The organism is Mycobacterium gastri (assembly GCF_002102175.1).
Classification (GTDB): domain Bacteria; phylum Actinomycetota; class Actinomycetes; order Mycobacteriales; family Mycobacteriaceae; genus Mycobacterium; species Mycobacterium gastri.
Window position 1 is genome coordinate 1 of sequence record NZ_LQOX01000078.1, and the last position, 26,191, is coordinate 26,191.

General features: G+C 64.3%; 24 protein-coding genes and 3 pseudogenes. 17 read left to right on the plus strand and 10 right to left on the minus strand.

Translation table 11 applies throughout. The annotated features are described in order from the left end of the window. Positions 1-312 precede the first annotated feature (312 nt). Together hrpA and AWC07_RS29515 are read left to right on the plus strand one after the other, a co-directional pair. A complete protein-coding gene (gene hrpA / locus AWC07_RS07515) occupies positions 313-4,278 on the plus strand; it encodes an ATP-dependent RNA helicase HrpA (protein ID WP_036417265.1) in 3,966 nt (1,321 codons plus the stop codon). Between the two features lie 174 nt (positions 4,279-4,452). Further along, positions 4,453-5,229 (plus strand): annotated as a pseudogene (locus AWC07_RS29515) (aromatic-ring hydroxylase C-terminal domain-containing protein). A gap of 20 nt (positions 5,230-5,249) precedes the next feature. Here the strand turns inward: AWC07_RS29515 and AWC07_RS07525 are convergent. Continuing rightward, positions 5,250-5,855, minus strand: coding sequence for a Crp/Fnr family transcriptional regulator (locus AWC07_RS07525; protein WP_036417267.1), 606 nt, complete (start codon positions 5,853-5,855; stop codon positions 5,250-5,252). Positions 5,856-6,264: 409 nt separating this feature from the next. On the opposite strand from AWC07_RS07525, the gene AWC07_RS07530 reads away from it, so the two are divergent. Beyond that, complete coding sequence (locus AWC07_RS07530; protein WP_036416022.1) at positions 6,265-8,088, plus strand: adenylate/guanylate cyclase domain-containing protein; 1,824 nt, start codon at positions 6,265-6,267, stop codon at positions 8,086-8,088. Positions 8,089-8,154: 66 nt separating this feature from the next. Here AWC07_RS07530 and AWC07_RS07535 read toward each other — a convergent pair whose 3' ends face one another. The 4 genes from AWC07_RS07535 to AWC07_RS07550 all read right to left on the minus strand — a co-directional run bounded on the left by AWC07_RS07535 (position 8,155) and on the right by AWC07_RS07550 (position 12,469). Then, entirely contained in the window at positions 8,155-9,210 is a 1,056-nt protein-coding gene (locus AWC07_RS07535; RefSeq protein ID WP_036416021.1) for an LOG family protein, read from the minus strand. Positions 9,211-9,556: 346 nt separating this feature from the next. Then, positions 9,557-10,588, minus strand: a complete 1,032-nt coding sequence (locus tag AWC07_RS07540; RefSeq protein WP_085105018.1) for an NAD(P)H-hydrate epimerase — start codon at positions 10,586-10,588, stop codon at positions 9,557-9,559. A gap of 402 nt (positions 10,589-10,990) precedes the next feature. Next, positions 10,991-11,758: a fructosamine kinase family protein gene (locus AWC07_RS07545; protein ID WP_036408497.1), complete on the minus strand. Its 768-nt coding sequence runs from the start codon at positions 11,756-11,758 to the stop codon at positions 10,991-10,993. Between the two features lie 81 nt (positions 11,759-11,839). Continuing rightward, entirely contained in the window at positions 11,840-12,469 is a 630-nt protein-coding gene (locus AWC07_RS07550) for a nitroreductase family protein (protein WP_051507743.1), read from the minus strand. Positions 12,470-12,617: 148 nt separating this feature from the next. Between AWC07_RS07550 and AWC07_RS07555 the strand changes: the two genes are divergently transcribed. After that, complete coding sequence (locus AWC07_RS07555) at positions 12,618-13,622, plus strand: carbohydrate kinase family protein (protein ID WP_244187513.1); 1,005 nt, start codon at positions 12,618-12,620, stop codon at positions 13,620-13,622. On the opposite strand, the gene AWC07_RS07560 is transcribed toward AWC07_RS07555, so the two are convergent. Beyond that, complete coding sequence (locus tag AWC07_RS07560; RefSeq protein WP_036408494.1) at positions 13,609-14,202, minus strand: TetR/AcrR family transcriptional regulator; 594 nt, start codon at positions 14,200-14,202, stop codon at positions 13,609-13,611. The genes AWC07_RS07555 and AWC07_RS07560 overlap by 14 nt on opposite strands. Before the next feature lie 433 nt (positions 14,203-14,635). On the opposite strand from AWC07_RS07560, the gene AWC07_RS07565 reads away from it, so the two are divergent. Further along, positions 14,636-16,021: a PPE family protein gene (locus tag AWC07_RS07565; RefSeq protein WP_084293214.1), complete on the plus strand. Its 1,386-nt coding sequence runs from the start codon at positions 14,636-14,638 to the stop codon at positions 16,019-16,021. A gap of 371 nt (positions 16,022-16,392) precedes the next feature. Then, positions 16,393-16,821, plus strand: coding sequence for a cellulose-binding domain-containing protein (locus AWC07_RS07570; protein WP_084293212.1), 429 nt, complete (start codon positions 16,393-16,395; stop codon positions 16,819-16,821). 166 nt (positions 16,822-16,987) lie between these two features. Here AWC07_RS07570 and AWC07_RS07575 read toward each other — a convergent pair whose 3' ends face one another. Beyond that, complete coding sequence (locus AWC07_RS07575) at positions 16,988-17,512, minus strand: amidohydrolase family protein (protein ID WP_139829596.1); 525 nt, start codon at positions 17,510-17,512, stop codon at positions 16,988-16,990. A 93-nt stretch (positions 17,513-17,605) separates the two neighbouring features. Here AWC07_RS07575 and AWC07_RS07580 point away from each other — a divergent pair, with 93 nt between their 5' ends. The 7 genes from AWC07_RS07580 (at position 17,606) to AWC07_RS07610 (ending at position 21,391) form a co-directional block, all read left to right on the plus strand. Further along, positions 17,606-17,908 (plus strand): type II toxin-antitoxin system PemK/MazF family toxin, encoded by a 303-nt coding sequence (locus tag AWC07_RS07580; RefSeq protein ID WP_051507739.1) that lies wholly within the window; start codon positions 17,606-17,608, stop codon positions 17,906-17,908. Between the two features lie 354 nt (positions 17,909-18,262). After that, on the plus strand, positions 18,263-18,496 hold the full coding sequence (locus AWC07_RS07585; protein ID WP_036408490.1) for a hypothetical protein: 234 nt from the start codon (positions 18,263-18,265) through the stop codon (positions 18,494-18,496). Then, positions 18,486-18,797 (plus strand): type II toxin-antitoxin system PemK/MazF family toxin, encoded by a 312-nt coding sequence (locus tag AWC07_RS07590; RefSeq protein ID WP_036408487.1) that lies wholly within the window; start codon positions 18,486-18,488, stop codon positions 18,795-18,797. Before AWC07_RS07585 ends, AWC07_RS07590 begins: the two co-directional genes overlap by 11 nt. A 291-nt stretch (positions 18,798-19,088) precedes the next feature. Further along, positions 19,089-19,346: a ribbon-helix-helix domain-containing protein gene (locus AWC07_RS07595; protein WP_084293210.1), complete on the plus strand. Its 258-nt coding sequence runs from the start codon at positions 19,089-19,091 to the stop codon at positions 19,344-19,346. After that, positions 19,343-19,723 carry a type II toxin-antitoxin system VapC family toxin gene (locus tag AWC07_RS07600; RefSeq protein ID WP_036408483.1) on the plus strand — a complete coding sequence of 127 codons (381 nt, stop codon included), beginning with the start codon at positions 19,343-19,345 and terminating at the stop codon, positions 19,721-19,723. The genes AWC07_RS07595 and AWC07_RS07600 overlap by 4 nt, the downstream gene beginning before the upstream one ends. 1,112 nt (positions 19,724-20,835) lie before the next feature. Then, entirely contained in the window at positions 20,836-21,036 is a 201-nt protein-coding gene (locus AWC07_RS28520) for a hypothetical protein (RefSeq protein ID WP_244187515.1), read from the plus strand. After that, entirely contained in the window at positions 21,023-21,391 is a 369-nt protein-coding gene (locus AWC07_RS07610) for a helix-turn-helix domain-containing protein (RefSeq protein WP_036408481.1), read from the plus strand. Before AWC07_RS28520 ends, AWC07_RS07610 begins: the two co-directional genes overlap by 14 nt. Positions 21,392-21,555: 164 nt before the next feature. Here the strand turns inward: AWC07_RS07610 and AWC07_RS30010 are convergent, their stop codons facing one another. After that, a complete protein-coding gene (locus AWC07_RS30010) occupies positions 21,556-21,846 on the minus strand; it encodes an AcrVA2 family anti-CRISPR protein (protein ID WP_482805309.1) in 291 nt (96 codons plus the stop codon). A 1,257-nt stretch (positions 21,847-23,103) separates the two neighbouring features. Here AWC07_RS30010 and AWC07_RS07625 point away from each other — a divergent pair. Continuing rightward, positions 23,104-23,508 (plus strand): hypothetical protein, encoded by a 405-nt coding sequence (locus AWC07_RS07625; protein ID WP_036408474.1) that lies wholly within the window; start codon positions 23,104-23,106, stop codon positions 23,506-23,508. A 532-nt stretch (positions 23,509-24,040) separates the two neighbouring features. Here AWC07_RS07625 and AWC07_RS07635 read toward each other — a convergent pair. Both AWC07_RS07635 and AWC07_RS07640 read right to left on the minus strand, forming a co-directional pair. Then, positions 24,041-24,370: a type II toxin-antitoxin system PemK/MazF family toxin gene (locus tag AWC07_RS07635; protein WP_036408501.1), complete on the minus strand. Its 330-nt coding sequence runs from the start codon at positions 24,368-24,370 to the stop codon at positions 24,041-24,043. Next, a pseudogene (locus tag AWC07_RS07640) lies at positions 24,367-24,618 on the minus strand (type II toxin-antitoxin system antitoxin MazE5); the annotation flags it as partial. The gene AWC07_RS07635 and the pseudogene AWC07_RS07640, both read right to left, overlap by 4 nt. Positions 24,619-24,700: 82 nt before the next feature. On the opposite strand from AWC07_RS07640, the pseudogene AWC07_RS29715 reads away from it, so the two are divergent. The 3 genes and pseudogenes from AWC07_RS29715 to AWC07_RS07655 form a co-directional block, all read left to right on the plus strand. After that, a pseudogene (locus tag AWC07_RS29715) lies at positions 24,701-24,868 on the plus strand (ester cyclase); the annotation flags it as partial. 136 nt (positions 24,869-25,004) lie between these two features. Then, entirely contained in the window at positions 25,005-25,274 is a 270-nt protein-coding gene (locus AWC07_RS07650) for a type II toxin-antitoxin system Phd/YefM family antitoxin (RefSeq protein WP_036408468.1), read from the plus strand. Further along, positions 25,271-25,552: a type II toxin-antitoxin system RelE family toxin gene (locus AWC07_RS07655; RefSeq protein WP_036408466.1), complete on the plus strand. Its 282-nt coding sequence runs from the start codon at positions 25,271-25,273 to the stop codon at positions 25,550-25,552. The genes AWC07_RS07650 and AWC07_RS07655 overlap by 4 nt, the downstream gene beginning before the upstream one ends. The last annotated feature ends 639 nt before the right edge of the window (positions 25,553-26,191 follow it).

Below are 26,191 nucleotides of genomic sequence, written 5' to 3' on the forward strand. Positions count from 1 at the left end.
GGTAAACGCCACCTCCCCATCACCAACCACGACGAAATCAAAGCAGTCATACTCACTCAAAATGCGCTCATAGTTCATCGTGGCGATCACATTGGCGGAATTGGTCGCCATGTGTCGCCGGCCCGGAATCGTGCAGCGCAGCACAACTGCAGGCCGGTGCCGATATGCGCGGCGCCGGCTAATCCGGCGGCTCGTCCTCCGAGCCACCGGCAGCGGCACGTTCCCGGTCGCTGGGTTTGCCTGGAACACCACCCCATACCCTGCCGCGCCTGGTTGGTAACGTGGCGCGAAGGCAGGCGGCTGACGCCTATCCTGGCCGGAGTGTCCGAACCGTGCATCGAAACGTCCAGGGCAAAGTTGCGCAGCCGACTCGACGGTCTGACCATCCGCGACGCGGCACGCCTCGGTCGGCGCTTGAAAAGCCTCCGCGGCGCCAAGCCCGACAAGCTGCAACAGCTCACCGACCAGATCGCGGCGGCCGAAGCCCTGGTGGCTGCGCGGCAAGCCGCCGTCCCCACGATCACCTACCCTGACCTGCCGATCAGCCAGCGACGGCAGCAGCTCGCCGACGCGGTGCGGGCGCATCAGGTGGTCGTCGTCGCGGGGGAAACCGGATCGGGAAAAACCACCCAGCTGCCCAAGATCTGCCTCGAGCTCGGCCGCGGCGTCCGCGGAACCATCGGACACACCCAGCCGCGACGGCTGGCCGCGCGCACCGTCGCGCAACGCATCGCCGACGAGTTGCACACTCCGCTGGGCGACGTGGTCGGCTACGCCGTCCGGTTCACCGACCAGGTCAGCGACCGCACCCTGGTCAAGCTGATGACCGACGGCATCCTGCTCGCCGAGATCCAGCGTGACCGCCGCCTGCTGCGCTACGACACCCTGATTCTCGACGAGGCCCACGAGCGCAGCCTCAACATCGACTTCCTGCTTGGTTACCTACGCGAGTTGCTGCCGCGCCGCCCCGACCTGAAGGTGATCGTCACGTCGGCGACGATAGAACCGCAGCGCTTCGCGGCGCATTTCGGCGGAGCCGACGATGGGCCGCGCGGCGTCCCGATCGTCGAGGTGTCCGGGCGCAGCCACCCGGTGGAAATCCGCTACCGGCCATTGGAAGTCACCGTTTCCCCCGGCCCCGACGATGATCCCGACGACCCCGACCACGAAATCGTTCGCACCGAGACCCGCGACGAAATCGAGGCGATCGTCGACGCGATCGGTGAACTCGAGGCCGAACCGCCCGGCGACGTCCTGGTGTTCTTGTCCGGTGAGCGCGAAATACGTGACACCGCAGAGGCTTTGGGTGGTTTACAGAGTACCGAGGTGCTGCCGCTGTATGCCCGGCTGCCCACTGCCGAACAACAGAAGGTGTTCGCGCCCCATACCGGACGCCGGGTGGTGCTAGCGACCAACGTGGCCGAGACCTCACTGACGGTGCCGGGGATCCGCTACGTCGTCGACCCCGGCAACGCCCGCATTTCGCGTTACAGCCGCCGGCTGAAGGTGCAGCGGTTGCCGATCGAACCGATCTCACAGGCGTCTGCCGCACAACGGGCCGGGCGGTGCGGTCGACTCGCCCCCGGCGTGTGCATCCGCCTCTACTCCGAGCAGGACTTCGCGGCCCGCCCGCGCTACACCGATCCCGAGATACTGCGGACCAACCTCGCCGCGGTGCTGCTGCAGATGGCGGCGCTGCAGCTCGGTGCGCCACCCGGTTATGTCGAGAACTTCCCGTTCCTGGACCCGCCCGACCGGCGCAGCATCCGCGACGGTGTGCAGCTGCTGCAGGAGCTCGGCGCGTTCGACCGCGACGGCGCGATCACCGACCTGGGCCGCCGCCTGGCGCGGCTGCCGCTCGACCCGAGGCTGGGCCGGATGATTCTGCAGGCCCAGACCGAAGGGTGCGTGCCGGAGGTGCTGGTGTTGGCTGCGGCGCTGACGATCCCCGATCCCCGGGAGCGCCCGGCCGACCGCGAGGACGCCGCTCGCCAGCGGCATGCCCGGTTCGCCGACGAGAACTCCGACTTCATGTCCTACCTCAACCTCTGGAACTATCTGCGCACGCAGCGTAAGACATTGTCGGGGAATGCTTTTCGGCGGCTGTGTCGCGACGAATTCCTGCACTATCTGCGCATCCGGGAGTGGCAGGACCTGGTCGGGCAGCTGCGCAGCATCGCCCGCGACCTGGGCCTGGCCGACTCCGGGGTCGAGCACGACGAGGTTGACCCGGCCCGCATCCACGCGGCGTTGCTCGCTGGGTTGCTGTCGCATGTGGGGATGCGCCGCGAGGACGCGCGCGAGTATCTGGGCGCGCGCAGTTCGCGGTTCGTCCTCGCGCCCGGCTCGGTGCTTACCAAGCGGCCACCGCGCTGGGTAGTGGTGGCAGAGCTGGTCGAGACGAGCCGCCTGTACGGGCGGACCGCCGCGCGTATCCAGCCGGAAGTGGTGGAGCGGGTCGCCGGCGACCTGGTGCAGCGCACCTACAGCGAACCGCACTGGGACGCCAGCCGCGGTGAGGTGCTGGCCTACGAGCGGGTGACGCTCTACGGGCTGCCGCTGGTGGCCCGCCGCCGCGTCGGATATGCCCGCGTCGAGCCGCAGGTGGCGCGGGAATTATTTATCCGGCACGCACTGGTGGAGGGCGACTGGCAGAGTCGCCATCATTTCCTGCGCGACAATGCACGGTTGCGGGCCGAGCTCGAGGACCTCGAGGAGCGGGCCCGTCGCCGCGACCTGATCGTCGGCGACGACGACGTCTACGCGCTCTACGACGCCCGCATCCCCGCCGACGTCGTCTCGGCGCGCCACTTCGACGCGTGGTGGAAGAAGCAGCGGCACCAGACACCCGACCTGCTCACGTTCAGCCGCGACGACCTGCTGCGCGCCGAAGGTACCGCCGGCGCCGATCGACCGGACGTATGGCGGACCGGCGACGTCGCGTTGCCGCTGACCTACCGATTCGAGCCCGGCGCCGCCGACGACGGTGTCACGGTGCACGTCCCGATCGACGTGTTGGCTCGCCTGGGCGGCGACGAGTTCGCTTGGCAGGTCCCGGCATTGCGGGAGGAACTGGTTACCGCGCTGATCCGTTCGCTGCCGAAAGAGTTGCGCCGCAACTTCGTTCCCGCCCCCGACACCGCCCGGGCCGTGCTGGCCGGGATCGACCCGGGACAGGAGCCGCTGCTGACGGCATTGCAGCGTGAATTGCGGCGTCGTGCTGGTGTTTTGGTGCCCATCGACGCCTTCGACCTGGAGAAGCTGCCGCCCCACCTGCGAGTGACGTTCGCCGTCGAGTCCCGGGACCGCACCGAGGTCGCCCGCGGCAAGGATCTGCGTGCGCTGCAGGAGCGGCTGGCGACACCGGCCCGGCAGGCCGTTGCGCATGCGGTCGCGGGGGAGGTGGAACGCACCGGGCTGCGCACCTGGCCCGACGATCTGCGCGAGGTGCCGCGAGTCGTAGAGCGCACGGTCGACGAGCGCACCGTGCGGGGTTTTCCGGCTTTCGTCGACGCGGGCGGCGGGGTTGAGCTACGGGTGTTCGCCACGCCGGTCGAGCAGGAACGCGCGATGGGTCCGGGCATCCGGCGGTTGCTGCGACTGGGCGTGACCGCACCTCTCAAAGCCGTTGACCGCCAACTTGATCCGCGGATGCGCCTGACGCTCGGCGCGAACCCGGACGGCTCCGTGCCCGCGCTGCTCGACGACTGCGCCGACGCTGCGGTGGACGCGCTGGCGCCTGCGCCGGTGTGGACATCCGACGAGTTCGCCACGCTGCGTGATCGGGTAACGCAGAATCTCGTGCCGATGACCGTCGACATCCTGGGCCGAGTCGAAAAGGCGTTGTCCGCCGCGCAGGAAGTGCAGCTGTTACTGCCCGCCGAACCGCCTGCGGCACAGATCGATGCGATCACCGACCTCCGCACGCAGCTGGACCGGCTGTTGCCACCCGGGTTCGTCACCGCCACCGGACGCGCGCATCTCGCCGACCTCACCCGCTACCTGGCCGCCATCCGCCGGCGCCTCGAGAGGCTGCCGTACGCGATCGAGGCCGACCGGGAGCGGATGCAGCGGGTGCACGCCGTGCAAGACGCTTATCACGAACTGGTGCAGGGGCTGCCCGCGGCACGGGCGGCAGCCGCCGACGTCCGGGACATCGCGCGCCTGATCGAGGAGCTGCGAGTCAGCCTGTGGGCCCAGCAACTCGGCACGCCGCGGGCGGTCAGCGAGCAGCGGATCTATCGCGCCATCGACGCCGTGTGGTCTCAGCGGACTTGATGCAGAAACCGCTGTTTCAGCATTTCTCACTCTCACCACATACGGCACCTGGGGGCTTGCGGCAAGACCCCGGTCATGCCGCAAAATCACTGGCCGGGGCCAAAACTCACGGAATTGGGGGCGAAATTGGCGGTGTTGTCGGGAGAAGATGAGTCGCGCCGAGAGGCCGCGCCGGTGGCCGACCATGCGGTGCTGGTGGCCGGGGCGGGACCGACCGGGCTGATGTTGGCCGGCGAATTGGCGTTGGCAGGAGCCGGCGAGCTGGAGGTGCCGATCTATCGCGGACGTGAGGTGACAAGCGTCGCCCACGACCACACCGGCGTCGATGTCAGGCTGGCCGACGACCGGTTGCTGCGGGCGCAATATCTGGTCGGCTGCGACGGCGGACGTAGTGTGATCCGCAAGGCGGCCGGGATCGATTTCCCGGGGTGGGATCCGACAACCAGTTACCTAATCGCCGAAGTCGAAATGGCCTTCGGGAAAGGCGAAGAGCCGAAGTGGGGCATCCGCCACGACGCGTTCGGTGTCCATGCCCTCAGCAACAGCGACGACGGGGGGCCGGTGCGCGTCATGGTGACCGAGCAGCACCTCACGGGCATCCGCTGCTCGGTCGTCGCATGCCCGATCTAGACCGATCTAGACCTGATCACGGCCGAGGGGCCGGCGCGGGTATTCACCCTGCTGCATCGTGCCCGTCCCGTGCTGCTCAACTTCGCCGAGCCTGGTGGCATCGACATCACACCATGGGCCGATAGAGTCCAGCTGGTCGACGCGAAATACGTTGGCAAATGGGAGCTTCCGGTGCTTGGCGCGGTCACACCGCCAAACGCGGTGCTGATTCGGCCCGACGGGTATGTCGCCTGGGTTGTGGGTCTGTCCGATCTCGAGCTGCCCGCGGCCCTTACCGTCTGGTTCGGGCAACCGCGTGTTGCGAATGCTCTGACATGGTAGCGGCGGCCGGACCGATTTCCTCAGGATTGCGCAGTGCCGTTTCGTTCGATCCACTGCGAGAGCGCATCCTCCAATGCGGCCGCGACGGTCACACCGGCGCTGCTGGCGGCCTGCTCGAACCGGTCGACCAGATCCGCTGGGACTGAGGCGTTTACCTTGGCCCGAGTCGGCTTTGGCTTGGCCGGCTGGACAACGACCGCTGGCGCATGTCGCGCGACAGTCGCGTCCATGGTCTCACGCAGAGCGGGAATCACGTCCAGCAATCTGGCGAGATCGTCACGCTCGATACGCAGCACCTCGGCCGGACCGGTCGTCGTAACGGTCGCGGACCGCAGTTTCCCGCGGCGGAGCACAGATTCGCCGATCACCTCCCCCGGCCCCAACACGGCAATGGGATCCCGGCCGACATATACCCGCGCCTCCCCACTGAGCAGGATGTAGCAGGCGTCCGCCGGAGTCTGCTCATGAATCATCGGCCATGGCTTGGACGTCGAGGTGTGATGGGCCACTCGGGCGAGCAGCTCCAGTTCGGCATCGGAGAAGTTGTCGAATGCGGTGAACTCGCGTAGCCGATGGGCGTAATCCCCGTAACTGGCGTCTGCCGCAGATCCCGCGTCCGATTTCATAGGGGCTCCTGACATGCGATGTGACCCGGCATCGGGGAGCCTACGCCCTGTCACTACGCACGCGGCGTCCGCGCCACCGATCGTGTCGAGAGCCGCCGGCGACATCCCGGCAACGTGGCCCGCGATCGAGGTCGTCGCGGCCGCGATATTGCGGCCCTTGATCCGTTGCGGTTCGGCCTGCGCGGCTCCGCATGTTGCTGTGCCGCCGCTGCGGAATCCTTTGAACACAAACCACTTTGACACAGGGTAGGCCGTAGGACACTGACCGGACGGTCGCGTGCTGCGCCTATCGGTTTCCGCTGGATTGCCGGGCCGGCACCCGGACCAGCGCTGACAGAATGTCGTCTGCGATGCCTGGCACGTCGTGGGCCCTCGCATAGCGCCCGCCACCGGTCTAGAGTTCCGGTCGATGCGTCATACGTGGACCTGGACATTCGACCTGCCGCCGGATGAGTTGTGGCCGGTGCTGGCAGATACCAACCGGTTCAACGAAGCGCTCGGATTGCCGCCTTACACGCTCGAAGAGACCCCCCTTGCCAACGGTACGGTCCTGCGCCGCGGGCAGGCCAGGGTGGCGGGCTTCTTGTTGGAATGGGAGGAAAAGCCGTACGAGTGGATCTCGGGTCGGCACTTTCGCCAATCGCGCGTGTTTACCAAGGGGCCGTTCCGTCGCTTCGGCCCGGTCTTCGATATCGAGCCGGACGGTAACGGCGGCTCACGCGTTACGTATGCACTCGAATGGGAGCCACTGAGCTTGGTGGGCCGCCTCTTCGGGGCGCGGCTTGCCGCCCAGGCGGGCGAAGCGGTGGGAAAACGCGTCGTGGAGGCGGTCGATTTTGCTCACGGCGATCACGCTCCCAACCGCATGACACCGTTTGTGTTGCCGGAGCCCAAACTGCCCGACGGTGCCCGCGAGCGGGCTGCGGCGATGGCGCGTGAAATGGACCGCGGCCCCTACGGTAACGAGCTGGGCGCGCGGTTCGCCGAACTTGTCCTGCACGGCATGGCAACGGATCTCAGCCGGCTGCGACCCAAGGCGCTGGCGAGCAATCTCGGCGTGCCGGTACGCGTCGCGACCGAGGCCTGTCTCGCCGGCGTGAGGGTCGGCCTGCTCGGCATGAAGTGGGATTTGCTCTGCCCCAACTGCCGCGGCACCAAGGTCAGCGTCGCCACCCTGGCCGAGCTGCCCCACGGTGCGCACTGTCCGTCGTGCAACATCGACTACGATCGCGACTTCGAGCGCAACGTCGAGCTGACGTTCGCGCCGGCGCCCACGGTGCGCCCGTTGCCCGGCGGCCGTTTCTGTCTGTCGGGGCCGATGGAGACACAACATGTCGCCGTACAGGTTCTGCTGGCCGCGGGGGAGCGGCGCGACGTGACCGTCGACCTGCCGCCGGGCTCGTATCGGTTACGCACGCTGCATCCCAACGGTTTCGTCGACATCGATTACCAGTCCGGCGCGTTTCCCGGTTTGCGCATCACCGGGTCGGGCGTGCAGGTGCTGGACGCCGCGGATCGGGAGAACGCACCGGGCGGGGTGACCTTTGTCAATGACGCCGGCTTCGAGCTGGCAGCCTTGATCGAGGACCGAAAGTGGGCGCGCGAGACGCTAACGGCACCAGAAGTGATCTCGCTGCAGGCTTTTCGCGATCTGTTCGCCGAAGCGACGCTGCGCCCGGGTGACGATGCCGGGGTCAGCCAGGTCGCATTGCTGTTCACCGACCTGCGGGGCTCGACAGCCCTCTACGAACGGGTCGGAGACGCCACTGCCTACAACCTGGTGCGCGAGCACTTCACGCTGCTGGCCGCGATCGTGCGAGACCATGACGGTGCGGTGGTCAAGACGATCGGTGACGCGGTCATGGCCTCATTCACCGATCCGGCGCGAGCGGTCCGCGCGGCGCTCGCCATGCAGGCGGGGATAGCCGCGTCGGCATCTGCGGGCGGCGGCCTTGTGCTGAAGGTGGGCGTGCATGCCGGTCCCAGCGTGGTCGTGACGTTGAACGACCGCCTGGACTACTTCGGCTCAACGGTGAACATGGCCGCACGCCTGCAGGGCCAGAGTGTTGGCGGCGACATCGTGTTGTCACACGCCGTCGCCGACGATCCGGCGGTACGGGAAATTGTGGCCGATGTGCCGCAGCGCCACGAGACGGTCATGCTCAAGGGCTTCGCCGCCCCCGTCGGTTTCGTGCGTCTGTTGACCTCACAAGAATCGAGTCAACCTGTCTGACAGCAACTTCCGGAACCGCCGGCGAACAACCTGTTCCGCGATACCGAACTCGGGCCAGCTACGCGCTCAGGGCAGCGGCCGGGTGGCGTTCATCAGCGGTCCGAAGCCGACGGCTTGCATGCGGTCCATCATCTTCGTGGGCGACGGGCGTTGCTGCAGCAGTGCGTCGACGGCCTCGTCGGGGGTATCGACGATGCGCACTAGTTGGTCAAAGTCCTCAGGTGCCAGCTTCTTGCCACCAACGAACAAGGCCCGCAAGACCGGCAGCACGGGCAGCTTCTCGGTCCAGAACTCTCGGCCGAGGAAGATCATCGGGGAGAACGCCACCGCATTTCTGGGGTAGTAGTTCTGCGCGGCGTTTTGAAACACTTCCTGGAGGGTGCCCGCCGCACCGCGGGTGTAGATGATCCCGTTGGCCGCCAGGGAGAGCAGGATGTCTTCGCGGATGCTGTTCTGGAAGTACTTGGCGACGTCCGTTGCCAGCGGCGACATTGGCTCGTTGCCGTAGTACCAGGTGGGAACCGCGATGCTGCGTCCCCCGGTGTCGGCGAATGTTTGGGCTATCTCGTAAGCGGGCGCGGCCCAATCGTGCAACTGGCGCACGATCGCGGTATCGATCTCGCCGGTGCAAGAGACCACCGTCGCGCTGTCGGGCAGCGTCGGCTGGTTCTGCAAAAGTTTCAGTGCGTCGGTCACATCTTGATCCGATGCGTTGGCGAGCATCGCACCCAAATGGGTGGCTTCCATGGCGCCGGGACCGCCACCGCTGGCCACCAGGCAGCCGCACTGGGTCAGTGTCCGCGCGATGCGCGCCACATTTGCGTAGTTCGCGGTCGCGCGAGTCTCGTCGTGGCCACCCATGATGGCCACCGTGGGCGACTTGACGCCGTGGAAAAACACTGTGAGGGCACGCATGATCGAGTGGTCGTGCAGCGCCTGCATCATCCCGGCGTAGGGATCGGTGGGGCATGCGCCGCCGTTGGCAGTGAAGTACCGGTAGGAGCGGAAGTCCAATGTCTCGGCGAAGCTGAGTGGCCGGTGCGGTTCGAAGCCGCTCATCAACTCCAGTGATGTGTACAACGCGTTGCGCAGCGGCTGAAACGGAATTTCCAAGTTCGGCATCTGAACTCAGCACTTTCCTGTCTGGTCATCGGTCGGGTGAACCTGTGCGGACTCCGGTAGACCACATCGCTTCACAATCGGAGCCGCACCGCTCATGGAATCTATTGAAGAACAAACTAAAACGAAAGCAGTCGATTTGCCGGTAAACGGCAATGCTCGCGCCGGCCAATATCGACCTCCACTTGGATATGCAGACCTCGGCCGTACGCGAGGAACAGGTTCGGCCCAGCGGATCTGGCCGCGTCAGACACATGAATCAGCAAGCGGTACAGAACATTTCGTGAAGGCGCCGCGATGTCTTCCGAGGTCGCACCGAAGACGGCATTTCGACTGCTTGGCGGTGGCCTCAGATCACCCGCAGGATCGGCGAGGCGGAAAAGTCGGGCGGTTGCGGACCCAATGCGGCGGTGACCGACCGGGGCACCGAGATATCGGCGAGGTAGAGGGCACCGACCTGAGGTGCATTGCGCATACCGATCTTGGGCAGCGCCAGGGTCAGTGTTGCATCCGCGCTGACGACCTCTCCGGGCGCCTCTCCCGATGTGACGTCAAGTCCGCTGGGCGTGTCCAACGCGACCACCGAACCAGCGGACGTCATCGCGGCGATCAGCTCGCCGGCGCGCCCCCGTGGTGCGCCGCGCAGCGAGTAGCCGATCAGCGCGTCCACGGTGAGGTCGGCATCGACGACGGTGTCGCTGGTCGGCACCTCCATGCGCCGCAAAATGTCGAACTGGTGTGCCGGCACCGGGCTCAGCTGATCTGCTGGACCGCCCAGCGTCACCACGACGTCGACGCCAGCATTGGCCAGATGCCGTGCCGCCACCAGACCGCCGCCCCCATTGCCGCCGGAACCCGCGACGACAGCGACCCGGTTGGGCGCGGCCACGGCGAGCACCAAACGGGCCAGCCGGTGACCGGCGTTCTCCATCATCTGAATCAGGTCGATACGCAAGTCCTGCATCATCACGCGGTCCACCTCGACCATCTGCTCCCTGGTCAGCCAACCGATGTCGTCGGCAGCCACGGCGGGAAACACGTCGCCGGACCCACTCCCGTCGATCCCGGCCAGCAGGTGGCCCGCATAACGCAGTGGCCAGCCTTCGGCGCTGCCGTAACGCCGCTCGGCGGATTGGAGCAGCCCGACCAGCTGGCTCCGGGACGGCAACCGCCCGGCGCGGTCCCACAGTCGCGCCTGCAGGTAACCGCTGTACCACAGGGCCCACTCAGGGTCGGCGCCGTCGGTGTCGGCGTAAGCCTTATGGTGTCGTTCGCCGGTTTCCACCAGCAGGTCTGCCAATTCTGCGCCGGTGATCGAGATCATGTCGTTGCGCCCATCATGGTGTGGTTCGGCGTTGGGGCGCCGCGGCGTTGACCGCATGCGGGCCTCACCGCCCTCGGCGGGTTCGGATCCGAAGTGGCATCACCCGTCCGCTCGCCGGCTCGCCCGGGATTTGCGCGGATAGGGTCCGCAGTCGTCGGCCGCTCAATCGGCTCCGTCTTGATGGTGGCGGCCAATCGTCACTCCTGGCGTGGTGCATTCGGGTTTCACTGCGGCCGGCATCACGCTACTCCGGGGAGTCGCCCGCCCACATGGGTTTACCTCAGCGCGCTGGCGCATGGCGGCATTCGGGTTCGACCCCCGATTCAGCGACCCGGGCCCATTCGGGCTTCCCGGCTTAGGGCGGCTTAGGCCGGCTTAGGCCGGCTTAGGCCGGCGCAAAATCCGGTGTCGGGTCCGCCGTCGGACACCGCAGACGACAATGGTTGACGCACCGGGATGTCAGACGGCCAGCGCAGCGCGGGCCGCCGCAGCCGTCTGCCGGGTGTACCCGCCGCCGAACAGCACGACATGCGCCAACAGCGGGAACAGCTGGTGCAGCCCGATGCGGTTGCGCCAGCCGGGTTTCAGCGATCGCACCTGCTGGTATCCGGCGAGGATGACGTCGTAGTGCGGGCAACCGAACAACGCCAGCATCGCCAGATCGGTCTCGCGGTGGCCGGCATGCGCTGCCGGGTCGATCAGCACCACCCCGTCAGGCGTCCACAGGAGATTGCCGCTCCACAAATCCCCGTGCAGTCGAGCGGGCCGGTGATCGTCATCGAAATCACCTGCGCGGCAACGCCTGACGACGCCGTCGATCAGGTCCCGAGTCGACGCATCCAGCCGCGCCGCCGCCAGATCAGCCATCGGGAGCAGTCGCTCCGAGGCGTAGAAGTCGCCCCAGCGTTGGTGCCGCCGTAGCGACATCGGCAATGGCTGCGACAACGGCCCAAAGAACCCCGGTCCCGCCCACCCGTCGGGCCCTGCGCCGAACGCCGGTGCACCCGCGTCGTGGGTGACGGCCAGTCGGCGGCCGAACGTGTATGCCGCTTCAGGGCTCGGCGCCACCGAATCAATCCGCCGTAGGGTCAGGGTCGTCGCGTTGACCGATACCACCGTGGCACACGGCACGCCGCCGTCGACATGTGAAAGCCATTGCAGCCCTGCGGCTTCCCAGGCGAAATAGCCGGCGGGCGCGCCAGCATGGCGCTTGACGAATTCGGTCACGCTGCTTTCACAGTTCCAGATCTCCCAACATGAGCCGTCGAATCTATACCGTCGCACTGTCGGCTCTTGGTGGCAGGCTGCCTACCGAAATGCCCGATTGCCGTATCTGTCGAGCGAGACCACTTCTCCGACTGGCCGGCGCGTCGTGGGCCCGTACTTGCCGATCGGCCAGCCAAGAGGGATTACCGCGCACGGCGTGACATTCCATGGCAGCCCCAGTGCCCGCCGCGCTAGTAGCTTGCTCCACAGCGGCACCGTGATCAAGGCCGCACCCAGTCCGGCCGCACGTGCGGCCAGCAGCAGGTTCTGCACCGCCGGATAAATGGACCCGTAAGCGCTGCTCGTCGCGACCGACGGCCAGGGCGGAATGACGCCTTTGAGGCACGCGACAACCACGACGGGGATCTCCTCGAAATGGTCGGCCTGCCATTGCACGGCCTTTTGTAGCCGAAGCATCTTCTCGTCACCGCGGCGTTCAAACGAACGCTTGTACATGGGGCTGACGAGGTTCATGGCCCTGCGGTTCAAGCAGCCCAGTTTCGCGACTATTTCGCGATCCTTGGCGACGATGAATTCCCAATTCTGCGCGTTGGAACCGGTTGGCGCCTTCATGGCCAGCTCGAGTAGCTGGAGCACGAGGCCGTCGTCGACCGGATCGCTCTTGAGTCGACGGATGGCACGCTGAGTACGCATCGCCTCCTCGAGTGGCATGGTCAAGGGATCTTGGTCCGCTGTCATGACGACAATTCAACACGGCCGCCCCAGGATGCGATTCGGCCACACAGCCCCCGTCATAGAGTGACCGCGTGGTTTTGTTGCCCTGGCGAAGACGGCCGCGATTGCCTGATCGGTGCCGGACATGGAAAAGGCCGACCGCCCGATGACCCGAGTCGAGTTCGCTGTCGTCGGTGTGCACGTCCTCGACACCCACGTCCTGGGCATCACGTCGATTCCCGAGGGCTCACAGGGCCAGCTCGTTCCGACGATCAAGATTTCCCCCGCGGGCACAGCGGGCGGTACGGCCGCCGTTCTGAGCCGGCTCGGGGCGAAAGTCCGTTCCTTCGGCGCGATCGGCACCGACGCGATGGGCGACGCCCTGCTGGCGATGCTCCGCCGCGAAGGGGTCGATGTCGGCGGCCTGGTTCGGACCACGGCAGCCCAGACCTCGGCGTCGGTCATCCCGGTGCGTCCCAATGGTGACCGCCCGGCCTGGCATTGCGTGGGCGCCAATGCCACGTTCCGGCTCGAAGACCTCGACCTCGACGAGGTCATCCGGTCGTCGCACCTTCACCTGGGCGGTCCCGAGTTTCTCGGGGGCGCGGCGGCCGCCGAGCTGTTGCAGTATGCAAAGAGCAAGGGGCTCAGCACATCTGTGGATATTCTCGCCGCAGGGGACCCCGGGCTACTGCAGTGGATTGCCGACGTCCTGCCGCACACTGACTACCTGTTGCCCAACGACGAACAGGTACTGGGTTTCACCGGTGCGGCTGATGTCTTAACCGGCGCACGTAATCTGCTGGCGGCAGGCCCCGGCTGCGTGGCGGTGACCCAGGGCAGCAAAGGCGCCGTGGTCGTTTCGGATGCGGACACCGTCGAGGTGCCCGCGTTTGCAGTTGATGTGGTTGACACCACCGGTTGCGGTGACGCGTTCTCGGCCGGATTCATCCTCGGGCGCGCGCTCGGACGCGACCTTCGAGAAGCGGCTCGCCTCGGATGCGCTACCGCAGCGCACGTCGCCACCGGAATCGGAACCGACGCCGGCGCATACGATCTCGATGTGGTCGATGCGTTCGCGAGCGGCGATCACAGCGGGAGCCTTCGTCGCACATCGAGGATGTCGGATGGCGAGATCAGTAGTCCTTGATGCTCACGGACACCCGCGGCGTCGGGTCGTCATCACTGTGGGGGAGCCGCTGCCATGCGGCATCGACCAACGGCTGCAGAAACAGCTCACCCATGAGCCGCACCAGCACGGCGATCGCCTGCTTTGATTCGTGACGTTCGGTTGAGGCCACTCCGCTTGCACGCAGTTCGGTGACCTCACGGCGAACGTTATCGATCAACACATCGAGCAGCGGTATCCGCTCATTCTTTTCTAATTCGAACGCCTCACGGCGGATGTAATTGAGCACCGGGGGGTTTTCGGCCAGCATGCGCTGGACCGCCTCCCGCCGGGCGGTTGCCGCCGCCGCGGGGCCGGCCCGATTGTCTACTTCAGCGACCGCTTGCCAGAAATAGTCCGCGACCAGCTCGTCGACGGCCCGGCGAAGCCCGGCCTTGGTCTTGAAATGGTGCTGGACCAGTCCCAGCGTCACCCCGGCCTCCGCCGCGATCGCGCGCAACGACACCCGGTCTTCGCCGTACTGCGCGTACAGATCCAACGCCGCGTTCCGGATCCGGGCCTTGGCGGTCAGGTCGTCGTTTGTCGCCCGAGGGTTCTGCACACCGGACCTCCTTCAAATGCAGTCGCAGGAATCGTACCTAGACCTCGGAGACTCGGCCCCGTAACAGATCCTCGGGTACAACGTCTTGTTTGAACACCGTGAGCGCGTATTGGGGGTCGCGACTGTCTGCGCCGCCGCAGTCGGTTGGCAATCGGTTGGCCAATGGCGAAGACGAACCCACATTTCGCGCCAGCCGAACCGAGCATTGACCGATTGATTGACTTATGCAATTGTATCCGATACAGCTGTATCGTAGTCGATATATCTGTACGAGCCCGCTCGAACAGACGTTCACAGGCTGGGTTCGCGAGTGGTCTCGGAAGGGGCTTGTGGTTGTGACGGTGCGGTTGGTTTCTGAGGGTTTGGTGGCGGCTGGTGCGCCGGTGGCCGACGGATCGGCGGCGACACCCTATGGCCTCGTTGGAGGGATGGTATGAGCGCTGCGGTGTGGATGGCCTCGCCGCCGGAAGTGCACTCGGCGCTGCTGTGCGCCGGCCCCGGGCCGGCCTCACTGCTGACCGCCGCCACCGGTTGGTCCTCGCTGGGCGCCGAGTACGCCTTGGTAGCCGAAGAACTCACCCTGACACTGGCAGCCATGCAGGCCGGAGCCTGGCACGGCCCCAGCGCCGAAATCTGCCTGGCTGCCTACACGCCTTACCTGGCCTGGCTGCTGCAAGCCAGCACCGACAGCGCCGCCACCGCCGCCGCCCACGAAACCGCCGCGACCGCCTACATCAGCGCCCTGGCAATCATGCCCACCCTGGGCGAGCTGACCGCTAACCACGCCACCCACGCGGTGTTGCTAGCCACCAACTTTTTCGGCATCAACACCATCCCCATCGCCCTCAACGAAGCCGACTACGCGCGAATGTGGATCCAAGCCGCCACCACAATGAGCGCCTACGAAGCACTCACCACGACAGCACTAGCCTCCACACCCCACACCCCACCCGCACCAGCAATCCTCAAACCCGGCGCCGCCCAAGCCGCCAACCTCGCCACCACCACCGCCCAAACCCTCACCGCAACCCCCTGGGTGCAGATCGTCGTCGAACTGCTACTGCTAATCCCGAAAATGATCCTCGAGTTCATCGCGGGGCTGGTGGTCGCAACAATTTTTGTCCCAATCTTTATTGCCTTAATGCTTGTTCAACTCGTTGCGCTCCCACTTCTCGTGGGTGTCATCGCATATCTATTTTTGACATTCCACTTCGGCATGGCTTTTACCGCTGTATTTTACCTAGGCATACTCGAATTTTCGCTAGCAATTACAATCGCGGCGATCGGTATTATCCTTCTCTTTCCTATAGTGTGGCCTATCGGCGCAGTTGTTGAAATAGTTGGGCAGATTATTGGGAATCTATTTGGCGCGGTTGCGGCGCCGCTGGCCGGGGCAGCGGCTGGTGCGACGGTTGCTGGTGTTGCCCCCAGCATCGGCGCTACTGCCGCGGTGATGGCCGCGCCGGCAGCTGGTGTGGCTGCGGGCCCGGTCGCGGCCGTGGCCGTTGACAGTGTGGCGGCGCCGATATCAGGTTGCGAGGTGGATTCGCACGCGCGGCTGGTATCGGCGGTGGCCGCGGATGGGGCTGTGGGTCAGTCGTCGGCGATGGCTTCCGACCGCGGCGCTGACGCCTACGGATTTGCCGGTACCGCACATCACGGCAGCGCGATCCGGCCCGGTGGCTTGATGACGTTGAGCGACGAATTCGGTGGCGCTGTGCGGGTGCCGATGGCGCCGGCGAACTGGAACGCGCCTCCGCTGGATGTCACCGGTGGCCTGGAAGTTCCCGCCACCGAGACGCTGCCGAGCAATTGCTGACACCGGGACGAAGTTCTCTTCAGAAATGGTCGATATCGCCATTCGGTTCCGCCGTATTCCCGCTCATGAGGTCGCCGCGGCACCGTGAGCTGCGCTAACGGGGGAGTGAAGTCGATGTTGCGATACCGGCTGGCCGCGCCCAGGGGTAGTGCGCGACACCGCGCGTTTGCCGGCGGCTGAACGACTCCGCGCCCCCGAGGAGGCTGGCCTTCCGGCGTTCCGCGTCCACAAGTTCGTGTTGGACCGTGCCGATACCTGGTTCAGGAGGGATCGAGGCGCAAAATTTCATGACGGTTTCGGTTGAGCAAAGTTACTGCACTTGCTCGCGATGCGAGGGCCGACATCGCCTGTTTAGTTCTAGTGTCGGTTCTATGGCCGGACTGAGCAATTGCGTGAAGCGCTGGCGGACAGCGCTATCCGTAGCCGGGTCGGCATTGATCGTTGCGATCCTCGGACTCGCCGTGACCCCCGTTGCTCATGCGGCTGCGCCCACGGCGACGTTGTCGGTGGAACATACCTGGCAGACCGGTTTCATCGCCCGCTTCACCATCACCAACTCGAGCACGGTGCCGCTGTCCGACTGGAAGCTTGAATTCAACTTGCCGGTGGGGGAAGGTGTCTCGCACACGTGGAATAGCACCATTGCACAATCTGGCACGCACTATGTTCTGACCCCTGCGAATTGGAATCGCGTCATTGCACCCGGTGGTTCAGCCACTGGTGGTCTAAGGGGCGTGCTGATCGGTTCGTACTCGCCACCGTCGAATTGTGTGCTCAACGGGCAATATCCTTGCACCTAGAGGCGACTGCGCACGGATGCTCGACGGCTCCGAATGCTATATCGGTGTAGTGGGTCGGGAAGCGGTGGATAAGCCTCGGGAGGCGGTGCAGAAAGGACGATCTGGTCGTCCGGGGTAGTTCTGCCGACATCACCGGCAACGTGCGTCCGCTGGTTTTCGGCGAGGTCTACGTGCGTTGAGTGTGCCGCAAGTAGCCGCTCTCGAACCCGATGTAGGCGCTTTCTAGTCGCCACTGCTCGCGGGCGCGTTCATTGGCCTCGAGGTAAGTGCTGCATGACTGGCTGATTGAGTCCCCGCCGAGCCGGTCACCGGCGCAGGCGGTCACCGGCTGTCCGGTCGACAGGCGCGCCCAAAGGCCTTTGCCAGGCAAAAAAGCGTATTCGAGGCTTTGACGCGCGAGCTGCTTCAGGTCGGGATAACGGAGGTGATAGTCGCTAGCGGCGTGTTGGAATTGCGCGGTCATGTTGGAGCGGGACACCCCCTCGTCATCGGTGCCAAGAGCGACCGGCACATCGGCGTAGCGATAGGTCATGAACGGGTGCTGAGCGCCGGTGACGCCCAGGGTTTCGGCATTGCTGTTGAACAGGATCTCGACCAAGACTTTGCGCTTCGCCATCTCCGCGAGAAGGCCGGAAGGGTCATCCTCCAACGTCAAGTCCACACCGTGGCCGATCTCGGCGCGCATGGCCATGCTCAACGGCTTCACGAATGTGGAAACGCAAATCCTCGGGCGGAACCAGGCCGGGCGCTAGCTCGCCGGGGTGCAACGCGACCGGCACGTTAGGTGCCACGCCGTGCAGGTAGTCGACGGGAAGCCGTAGTCGTCCGGTCAGATCAACTGCCTCTGTCGACCTGGCTGGCTGCGCCAACGTCCACGTCGGCTCGTGCTACTAACTTTCGTCCCGAGGTTGACATCGGCGGGGTCAACACCCGCGTGCTTGCCGAGCAGGCCGCAGCGGTAGACCCGGGCCGGCTCGGCAACAGCGTCGGGTTCCTCAGCTTCGACGAGATGCGCCGCGTTGATGCCGCACTGCGCATCGTCCTCGACCTCCAAGCGCTGCGCCGCCGCAGGTGCAGCATCAGATGAAAACAATTGGCGAAAACTGCCAACTGTACTGAAGGCGGAGGGTAGGACCGGCGGTTGATTCATCAGATGAACATGGCGCACTTTACTGGTAACCCGCCATATTCGAGCCCGCCGTATTCCTCCTGAAACGAGCTGCAACTCAAGCGCGCCGGAACGGCTGGAGCCCCTGATCTTCGCAGCGGGAAGCGGGCCATTGTCAGCGATGTATGAGACCGAACAGGATGCGCGTGGTCGTTTGCTGCAGAGGGCTATGCCGGGTTGTCGGCGGGTAGGCACTACACCGGGGGCGCTACTGCGCGAAGGTCGTCCACGCGCAGCCAGTGACCGTCTTACAAACCGTCGTACACTGTCGCTATGGCTGACACGATTACATTCCGGCCGGACGAGGACACATCGATGGCGCTGGAGGTCTTGACCAAAGATGGCACGACTGTGTCCGCAGCCGTTCGATCTGCTCTCATCGATGCCGCACGACGTAAGGCCAACGCGGCGATTCGCGCCGAGGCGGAAAGGCTTGCCGAAGATGAGGCCGATCGCGCTGAGGCCATACAGGTGCTGCGCGACATGGAGACGCTGCGTGCGTGGTGAGGTCTTTCGGCTGCATGTCCCGCGGGGGAGCCGCGGTCACGAGCAGTCCGGTTCCCGCTACGCCGTAATCGTCCAGTCAGATCAACTGGCTCTGTCGACCTGGCTGGTTGCGCCAACGTCCACGTCGGCTCGTGCCGCCAGCTTTCGTCCCGAGGTTGACATCGGCGGGGTCAACACCCGCGTGCTTGCCGAGCAGGCCGCAGCGGTAGACCCGGGCCGGCTCGGCAACAGCGTCGGGTTCCTCAGCTTCGACGAGATGCGCCGCGTTGATGCCGCACTGCGCATCGTCCTCGATCTCTAGGCGCTGCGCTGTCGCAGCAGCTGTATCAGATGAAAACAATTGGGGTGCAGTGCAATACGGCGCGGTTTACCGGTAACTCGCCATATTCGATCCTGTCGTATTCCACGGAACACTGGTCGAGATGGAGCCGGGTGTCTGGTCGCTATCTAGTTGGCGGTTGATTGCTGGGGACCGCCACCGATATCGAGACGGTCGGATGCTCTTGTGTCTCAATCTAGTTGGGACTTCCGGCAGAGCGGTCGGCTCGATCCACTGGGGGTCGGGAGAGTAGCGTGGTGTATATTATGGTGTATGAAACGTACCAACATCTACCTAGATGAGGCACAGACAGCCAGCCTCGACAGGTTGGCCGGTCAACAGGGTATGTCCCGCGCTGAGCTCATTCGCCAACTTTTGGATCGCGCTCTCAACAGCGCAGACGACAACCTTGCTGCGGACCTCAAAGCGATTGACGATTCGTTCGGCGTTCTGCGCGATGTCGAGGCACCCGATCGCCGACCCGGGAGCCGCGAGGAGCACCTGCAGCGGATGTGGCTCCACACGTCATGATGCTGGTCGACTCAGACATCCTCGTCGCGCACCTCCGTGGCGTAGCCGCGGCGCGTGATTGGCTCCGTGAGTCTCGGAGCGAGGGTCCGTTAGCCATCAGCGTGGTGTCGATTAGCGAACTGGCCGGCGGGATGCGCAGCGCGGAGCGGCGCGAGGTATGGCAGCTGCTCGCGTCGTTTCGCGCCGAACCGGTCACCGAGATCATCGCGCGGCGGGCTGGCGACTTCATGCGCCGGTACCGGCAGAGTCATTCCGGTATAGGTTTGGGTGACTATCTGGTGGCTGCGACCGCGGACATCAAGGGCTATGAGCCGGCGACGCTGAACGTGAAGCATTTCCCGATGTTCCAGAACCTGCGGCCGCCATTCAGACTCTGAACGAGCCGCCAACTACCGTAAGGCAAAGCGCGAGATTCCGAAACCGCCAGGTTGGTTGGGAAAACCGTCAACCAGATTGAGACAGGACACCGGGAACGTCAGTGATTCATCCGATGAAAACGGCGTACTTTACCTGACATAATAACGGATCACCCGCGGAAACGCTGCAGCGCGAGACCCCGCTTTACTCCAATGCTCGCTCATGTTTCGCCTGCGCCAGGACTAAATACGCTGCGGCGCAATTCGGTTGCGGGCCAAGGTGATCGCACGGCCCCACCCGTTGGTGGTTCGCGGGCAATCACCTGATCACTCAGTGACCGAATCACCAAATCACGTCTCTGGTCTGAAACGTCTACCGACGGATGGATCGCTGGAAGCGAGTTGTTGTCCGTTCCGGGCTTAGTTGGCAGTTATGAGGCACTCGAGGACAGGTTGCGTCCAGCTGAACGTTATTGCGCGAGTGCACAATTCGAACAGAAGGAAGCAGGGGGTCAAGCCCAGAGGAACCTCCCAACAAGGAAAAGCCAGCAGCGACTCATCCCACTCCACACGAAGGACCCTCGAAATCACCCATCCACGGGTCGAGGCGTAGGCCGCGCCATTCGAACCTCGAGAGCTTTACGCCTGGCTACCTGACAAGGCTGAGGGTTATGGCTATCTGCGCGCCGTCCAAGGTCAGGTGCTCACGACCTGGCACTCGTAACGCGTTGTGTCGCCTGATGTCCCGATCGCTATCATCTCGATCGGCGCCGACGACGCCAGTGGCCCCGCCCACGACGACGCCGAGCGGGTGCTAGCCGACCTGGGGAGGGGGCTGGCCCCTACGTGGCTGCCCACTCACGGCTTAGGGAGCTGACGTCAGTGATATTACTTGAAATGACTATTCACTGGAAGTAGTATTGGAGGTGTGATCACCGACTGGACCGGGGAGTTCCAGTATTGGCTGGAGTTGCTGGAGGCGAAGTCTGACGCGGGTGATCCGATCGCGCGGCGGCGGATGGAATATGTGGATGCCGGCATATTGGTGCTCAGCGATTTGTCAGAGCCACCGAGTGAGGACACCGCAGTCTTGATGCGGGTGCGTCAGCGAGGCAGGTATCCCATATTGGCGTGTGTCGCACCCATTCGACGACGAGGTCGCCGTTCGCCTGATCGTGTGGTTCCCCGGGGGTCACACGGCAGGCGTGATCGTCGCGTTCGGCGGTGACAAGAAGCAGATTGGCGACGCCTTCTACACCCGTGCGGCGTCGCGGGCCGACGCAGCAATCGATCAGTGGCTACGAGAACGGAGCAGGGACGATGATGAAGCTTGAGGACAAGGGCGGCCAGCGTCTGCGCCGCAAGCCCGCCGATCCCGACCATGCCCACCGGGTGGCCGAGATTCGCGAGGGGATGCGGGAAATGGATCGCGTCTACGCGATGAACCTGGCGATGATCCGCAAGGCCGCCCAACTGACCCAGGAGGACTTGGCGGCGCGCCTCGGCAAGAGACAAGCGGCGGTGTCCAAGCTGGAACGACAAAACGACCTACTGTTGTCCACACTCGCAAGCTACATCCACGCCGCGGGCGCTGAAGCGGAGCTGGTCGTCATCGTCGGCGGCAAGGAGCTGCGCTACGACCTGGGCCAGCTGGGCACCGTGGACGACTCGGTGGCCCCCACCAGCTGACCTGACAGCGGCCAGCACGACCCGACCACGGCAGCTACGTGAGCAGCCTGTCGACGGCGCTGGGGTGGGCCAGCAGTCTTGTTCAAACCCGCTGATGCGGTTATGAACTGGTGAGCGCAGACTCCGCCGGCTTGGGTGCCGGCAGCCGATAAATCTGAGGCCGATCAGCACCGAGGCGGCCCGCGTTGACCATCACCGGCGCGATCCGGACGCGATGGGGTCTGGGTGTGGCCGGGACCGAAATGCTGGCGGCGCCAGTGCCCGCGTCGGCGGTGCGAGGACGTCGTGCGACCCGTGGCCTCAGCTGTGGCCGTCGGCTGCGCCTCCACCGGGGTGGTCGCGGTGACGTTGAGGACATGCACGGTGTCTTCGCGCTTGCGCGCGGCACCTACGGGTAATGGCGGTGGGCCGACTGGGGAATCTCCGTTGCTGCAGAAGCTCTGGCGAACCCTCACTGGGCTTACCTCAGCCTCGATGAGATACGCCGCGTTGACGCGGCCCTACGAATCGTGTTGGGCCTGTAGTTCCGTCGATACCAAGATCGACACAAAGTCATTGGCACACAAGGCAATAGGACTAGCCGTCGTCGTCGCAACAGGCGGCACTTCTTCATGGACATTGACGAATGTCCATGAATCTGAAGATGCTGGAGGAAGCCTGATCGGGTTCAATGCCCAAGAACCTCACCTGTAGACAAAGAAAAGGTCCCTTGGACGAAACGCGCGCCTGACCGATTCATGCCCGCCCGTGGACGCCGACCGCGTTATCGCCGCGCCGGTGCGAGGCAGGCCGGATTCCGTAGTCCTCCCGCCTGTCGTCCTTTACAAGCTCTGGCAGATCGATGAACGGAGCAGGTTGTAGTGGGCGTCGCGTACTGGCGCCCGCCGTAGACCCTCATGGGCACCGGCAACGGCTGCAGCGTCATTCGGCCTACGCAGCGGTGTGGGCGAGCCATCCGGTGTGACCGGTGTGCGGATGCGGAACTCGTCGGCGGCGTGGTCGGTCGGAATCCTGGCGACGCTGACTCGAATATCGTTGCGCGGGTCCATAGTTAGGACGTCTGCGAGTTATCGGCAATCATGATCATCTGAAATGCGTTGCAGCACTATGCTATAACGAAAATACAGTTCTACCGGTAACCCGCCATATTCGATTCCGTGGTATTCCTACGGTACGAACCGCGAACCCACCAAGGCGCCGCCAGGGGAGAGGTCCTGACCGCACGTCGAGACTGCAGCAGTGGCGTTCGACGCACAATGTAGGGCGCAGCGCGGTTCAGCAGTTTGCTGACGATTCCTACTCGGTCAATCTGGATGCGGCTCCCGTGCGACATTCTTCAGTCTTGGGCTAATCGTCTGCTTCGCGAATCGCGAGTCGGTCGTCGTGCCGGCCGGTTCACCAATGCGGTTCTCCGGTTCCGGGGCATGTGCCGGTCAACAGACCCGACCGAGCGCCGCAGGCAGACGCAACAGGGCTTTCCGCCAACTGCGGTTGCCGTGCCGGCGCACTAGAGATCGCGGTGCTCGACGAACTCGACGAACAGGCAAACGGCTGTTGGACGGCAGGTGCACGCTCCCATCTCAGCCTGCTCGGTGTCATCGTTGCGGCTAGAGTAGCAACGGACTACAAAGCCCTCGTTGGTGCCCACTGTAAGCACGGCCGACGGCCCGGGTTACGGCAGGGACAGCGATTCCGGAAACCAAGGACAAAGCATGGCCGCAACCCAGGAACTCGGCGCATCCGAGACGACCGACCGCTCACTTCATCTGATCATCAACGCAATCGAGTCCAACTCGCCGAGACGCGGCGCAGACGTCGACGTGACACTGTACCTGCCATGGGGAACTGTGATGGGTAACATCGAGCCCTGCTGGTATTTCGACCAGAAACTCCTCGGCTACCTCCAAACGATCGGCGTCGACCACAACCAGCAACCCCCGACCGACGGCACCTGCCCAAATTGCCCAAATGGGGGCGGGTCGCACGTATACGTGCACTTATCTCGGGTTACGTGCCGCCAGAATAGCGGTCAGGTCGACCGGCATGATCAGCTTCGCGTGCGGCTGGCCGACGTCACCTCCTGGGCCTTCGGTCACGGCGAGGTTAGAGCCCGCTGATTAGCGCGCCCGGCCCTGGCCTAACCCCGCCATATTCGATTCGGCCGTATTCCTCCCGCGTGGGGCAGTGGATCAGTAGCGGTGAAGCATAGCCGAAGGGTTGACCGCAACTCTAAGGTGCGTTCAGCGTGACTGCCTACCCGATAGATTCAGAGCACCGCCAGTTGTTTGCTGAACAATTTCGAGATCTGCGGTATAGCCGGGTGGATCCGCAGCCGTGACGGGGAGTGCCGACACCGGGGTGAATGATGTTCAGGATATTTGTCGGGCGTGACGGTGTCCGTGGCCGCCCTTGACGACATCATCACGTCAAAGACGGGCTGCAGCAAGCAGGTCAAACCCATTGGTGTACAACACAATACGACGTATTTTTTCCGGTTAAGCTGCATATTTGGTTCCGGCGTATTAGGGCCTCTGCGTATTGCTTTCGACCATGATTCGCTTGGCCCCGAGCCGTCTCACTTGTTGAGTCGGGGGCCTTCGAAAGCGTTAGTCAGAACCCGGTTCGGGTTCTCACTGGTTTGCTGATGTGTCATCCAGAGCAGTCGACAGCAACCTCGAGAGCCGTGCAGATGGCGCGCATCCGGGCGTCCGCGAGTCGGCCAAGCCGATCGATCAGCACCGCGACCGAGACACTTTCGACTGAGTCCAGATTCACTGCGGAACGGCGTGGGATCGGGTCGGGACCCGGTTCGAGAACAACCTCGCTGGCTAGCCCCCGGATGGTTGTGGTGCACGGTGCGACGAGTGCGCGTTGAAGCCGGGGGATCGCCGCATCGCGCGAGAGCACAACGACTGGACGCCGGCCGATCTCGGCCATCTCACACCACCACACCTCTCCGCGTGCCGGAAGTGCGCTCACGAGTCGCCGGCCGCCCGCCGCCACGACGCTAGGTCGCCCCACTCGTCGGGCTCATCAAGCGGGTGCTTGTCGTAGGCCGCATAGCTCGCATCCACCTCCGCTGATCGATGGCGAGCAAGTAAGGCTCCGAGGGCCTCATCGATGAGAGCTGCATCAGTGATTCCTGCCCGCACGTCGCGCGCACTGCTCAGTAGCCCGGCGTCGACAGTAGTGCTCAGGCGTATGCGGTTCATGCCACTATTATGCCACGGCCTGAGCAAACTCTCACGCGGGCTTTCGAGCGCATGTTGACGTACAAGGCTCTCTACTTGACATAATGTCGCTTATCGGCATACAACAGGAACGCATCAAGGTGAGTTCTTTGGGATACCGCCGACCGGTCGGAAAATCGACGTAGCGACGTGGGGAATCCTCCGCTTCGAAAATGGTCAAGCGGTCGAACGCTGGGGCCTGGCAGACAATCTCGCGATCATGCAACAACTCGGGTTGATGGGCTAGTCACGACAACCGCAGCGCACAGCTGACGCTCGCGCATGAAAGCGTCCATTTGGGCGGAACTCGCACCTGCTGAACACGCACTGTTACCAGTTAATCTAGCTAGCTATAGGCTAGTAAACGGGCTAGAATGCCGCTTATGAGGTCGGTACCCCTGACAGAGGCCAAAGACAAGCTGTCCGCGCTCGTTGACGAGGCCGACACCACCCACGAAATCATTCAGATCACCCGGCACGGCCGCGTCGCCGCGGTCATCATGTCCGCCGACGATCTTGAGTCCCTCAACGAGACTCTGCACGCTTTGCGGACCCCCGGCCTCGCAGAAGAACTCAAGCAAGCCGACGCCGACTACGCCGCCGGAAACACCGTCAGCGGCGAGCAGATCCGCCAACGCTACGGCCTGACGTGACCCAATGCGATCAGCCATGGTCTGTCCAGCTGTCATCGACTGCAGTGCGTGCGTTAGATCGATTACCGCACAAAGTCGCTTCCGCAATCGTTGAGTTCGTCACAGGCACCTTGCCGATCGACCCGTACCGACTATCCAAACCGCTTCGGTTTGAATTCGAAGGATGGCGTGTGGCGCGGCGCGGCGATTATCGCGTGACGTTCCGAGCGCTCGACGACGATCGCGTGCTCTACATCGGCCGCATCGAGCACCGTGCGCACGTCTATCGACACCAATGACTGTTGGACATCCCTTTCGCGGTAGTGCCAGACGCAACTTAGAGCCGCTTGAATCGTCACTGTGACGAATAGCCCTGGTGCACAGCCGCTATTCAGACTCGAGACAGAACGTTCCGGCCGTCGCGGAGCTGTGGCGGCAGCGGTACCCGCAAGATGTTCACGGAGTTGGAGGCCTGCCGTATCTGAACGGATTTCGATGCCTGACTATCTCAGATCTCGTCGACCCGCGGCGACCCTCAGGAACGCGGTCGAAGCTGCCTCTTGGTTGCCGAGCGGGGCGACATGCGGAACGCCGGACGCACGTCCGGCACCCAGTGCGGACGCCGATGACCCGCCGGCGAAACGCCGGCCGAAGCTGCCCGTTGGTTGCCCAGCGCGCGAAACACAGTCGAACGCTGACTGTTTCGGCACATCGGCCGATGCCCGTCTTATGCGAGGTCGATACGTCACTGTGACGCTTGAATGACTAATCAGATTGCGCGCCAGCATCTTCCGTCTCATGTCGTGGATAATCTTTACCGGTAGACGACTCCATGTGCGTTATCACACTGCGCCGCAATGTATTGTCATTTGCCACCGGGAAGGGACCACTGGTTTGCCACCAGCTAGGGACCACCTGTTTGGCTCAGCGAGCATGAT

What these genes read in the sequence shown, in the direction of transcription:
- AWC07_RS07600 (WP_036408483.1), top strand. Translation starts at nt 19,343, where the DNA reads ATGATGCTGGTCGACTCAGACATCCTCGTCGCGCACCTCCGTGGCGTA.
- AWC07_RS07550 (WP_051507743.1), bottom strand. Translation starts at nt 12,469, where the DNA reads ATGCCACTCGAGGAGGCGATGCGTACTCAGCGTGCCATCCGTCGACTC.
- AWC07_RS07525 (WP_036417267.1), bottom strand. Translation starts at nt 5,855, where the DNA reads ATGAAATCGGACGCGGGATCTGCGGCAGACGCCAGTTACGGGGATTAC.
- AWC07_RS07575 (WP_139829596.1), bottom strand. Translation starts at nt 17,512, where the DNA reads ATGGCCATGCGCGCCGAGATCGGCCACGGTGTGGACTTGACGTTGGAG.
- AWC07_RS07555 (WP_244187513.1), top strand. Translation starts at nt 12,618, where the DNA reads ATGGAAAAGGCCGACCGCCCGATGACCCGAGTCGAGTTCGCTGTCGTC.
- AWC07_RS07585 (WP_036408490.1), top strand. Translation starts at nt 18,263, where the DNA reads ATGGCTGACACGATTACATTCCGGCCGGACGAGGACACATCGATGGCG.
- AWC07_RS07540 (WP_085105018.1), bottom strand. Translation starts at nt 10,588, where the DNA reads ATGCGGTCAACGCCGCGGCGCCCCAACGCCGAACCACACCATGATGGG.
- AWC07_RS07650 (WP_036408468.1), top strand. Translation starts at nt 25,005, where the DNA reads ATGAGGTCGGTACCCCTGACAGAGGCCAAAGACAAGCTGTCCGCGCTC.
- AWC07_RS07535 (WP_036416021.1), bottom strand. Translation starts at nt 9,210, where the DNA reads ATGCCGAACTTGGAAATTCCGTTTCAGCCGCTGCGCAACGCGTTGTAC.
- AWC07_RS07565 (WP_084293214.1), top strand. Translation starts at nt 14,636, where the DNA reads ATGAGCGCTGCGGTGTGGATGGCCTCGCCGCCGGAAGTGCACTCGGCG.
- AWC07_RS07625 (WP_036408474.1), top strand. Translation starts at nt 23,104, where the DNA reads ATGGCCGCAACCCAGGAACTCGGCGCATCCGAGACGACCGACCGCTCA.
- AWC07_RS07570 (WP_084293212.1), top strand. Translation starts at nt 16,393, where the DNA reads ATGGCCGGACTGAGCAATTGCGTGAAGCGCTGGCGGACAGCGCTATCC.
- AWC07_RS07610 (WP_036408481.1), top strand. Translation starts at nt 21,023, where the DNA reads ATGATGAAGCTTGAGGACAAGGGCGGCCAGCGTCTGCGCCGCAAGCCC.
- AWC07_RS07530 (WP_036416022.1), top strand. Translation starts at nt 6,265, where the DNA reads ATGCGTCATACGTGGACCTGGACATTCGACCTGCCGCCGGATGAGTTG.
- AWC07_RS07595 (WP_084293210.1), top strand. Translation starts at nt 19,089, where the DNA reads ATGAAACGTACCAACATCTACCTAGATGAGGCACAGACAGCCAGCCTC.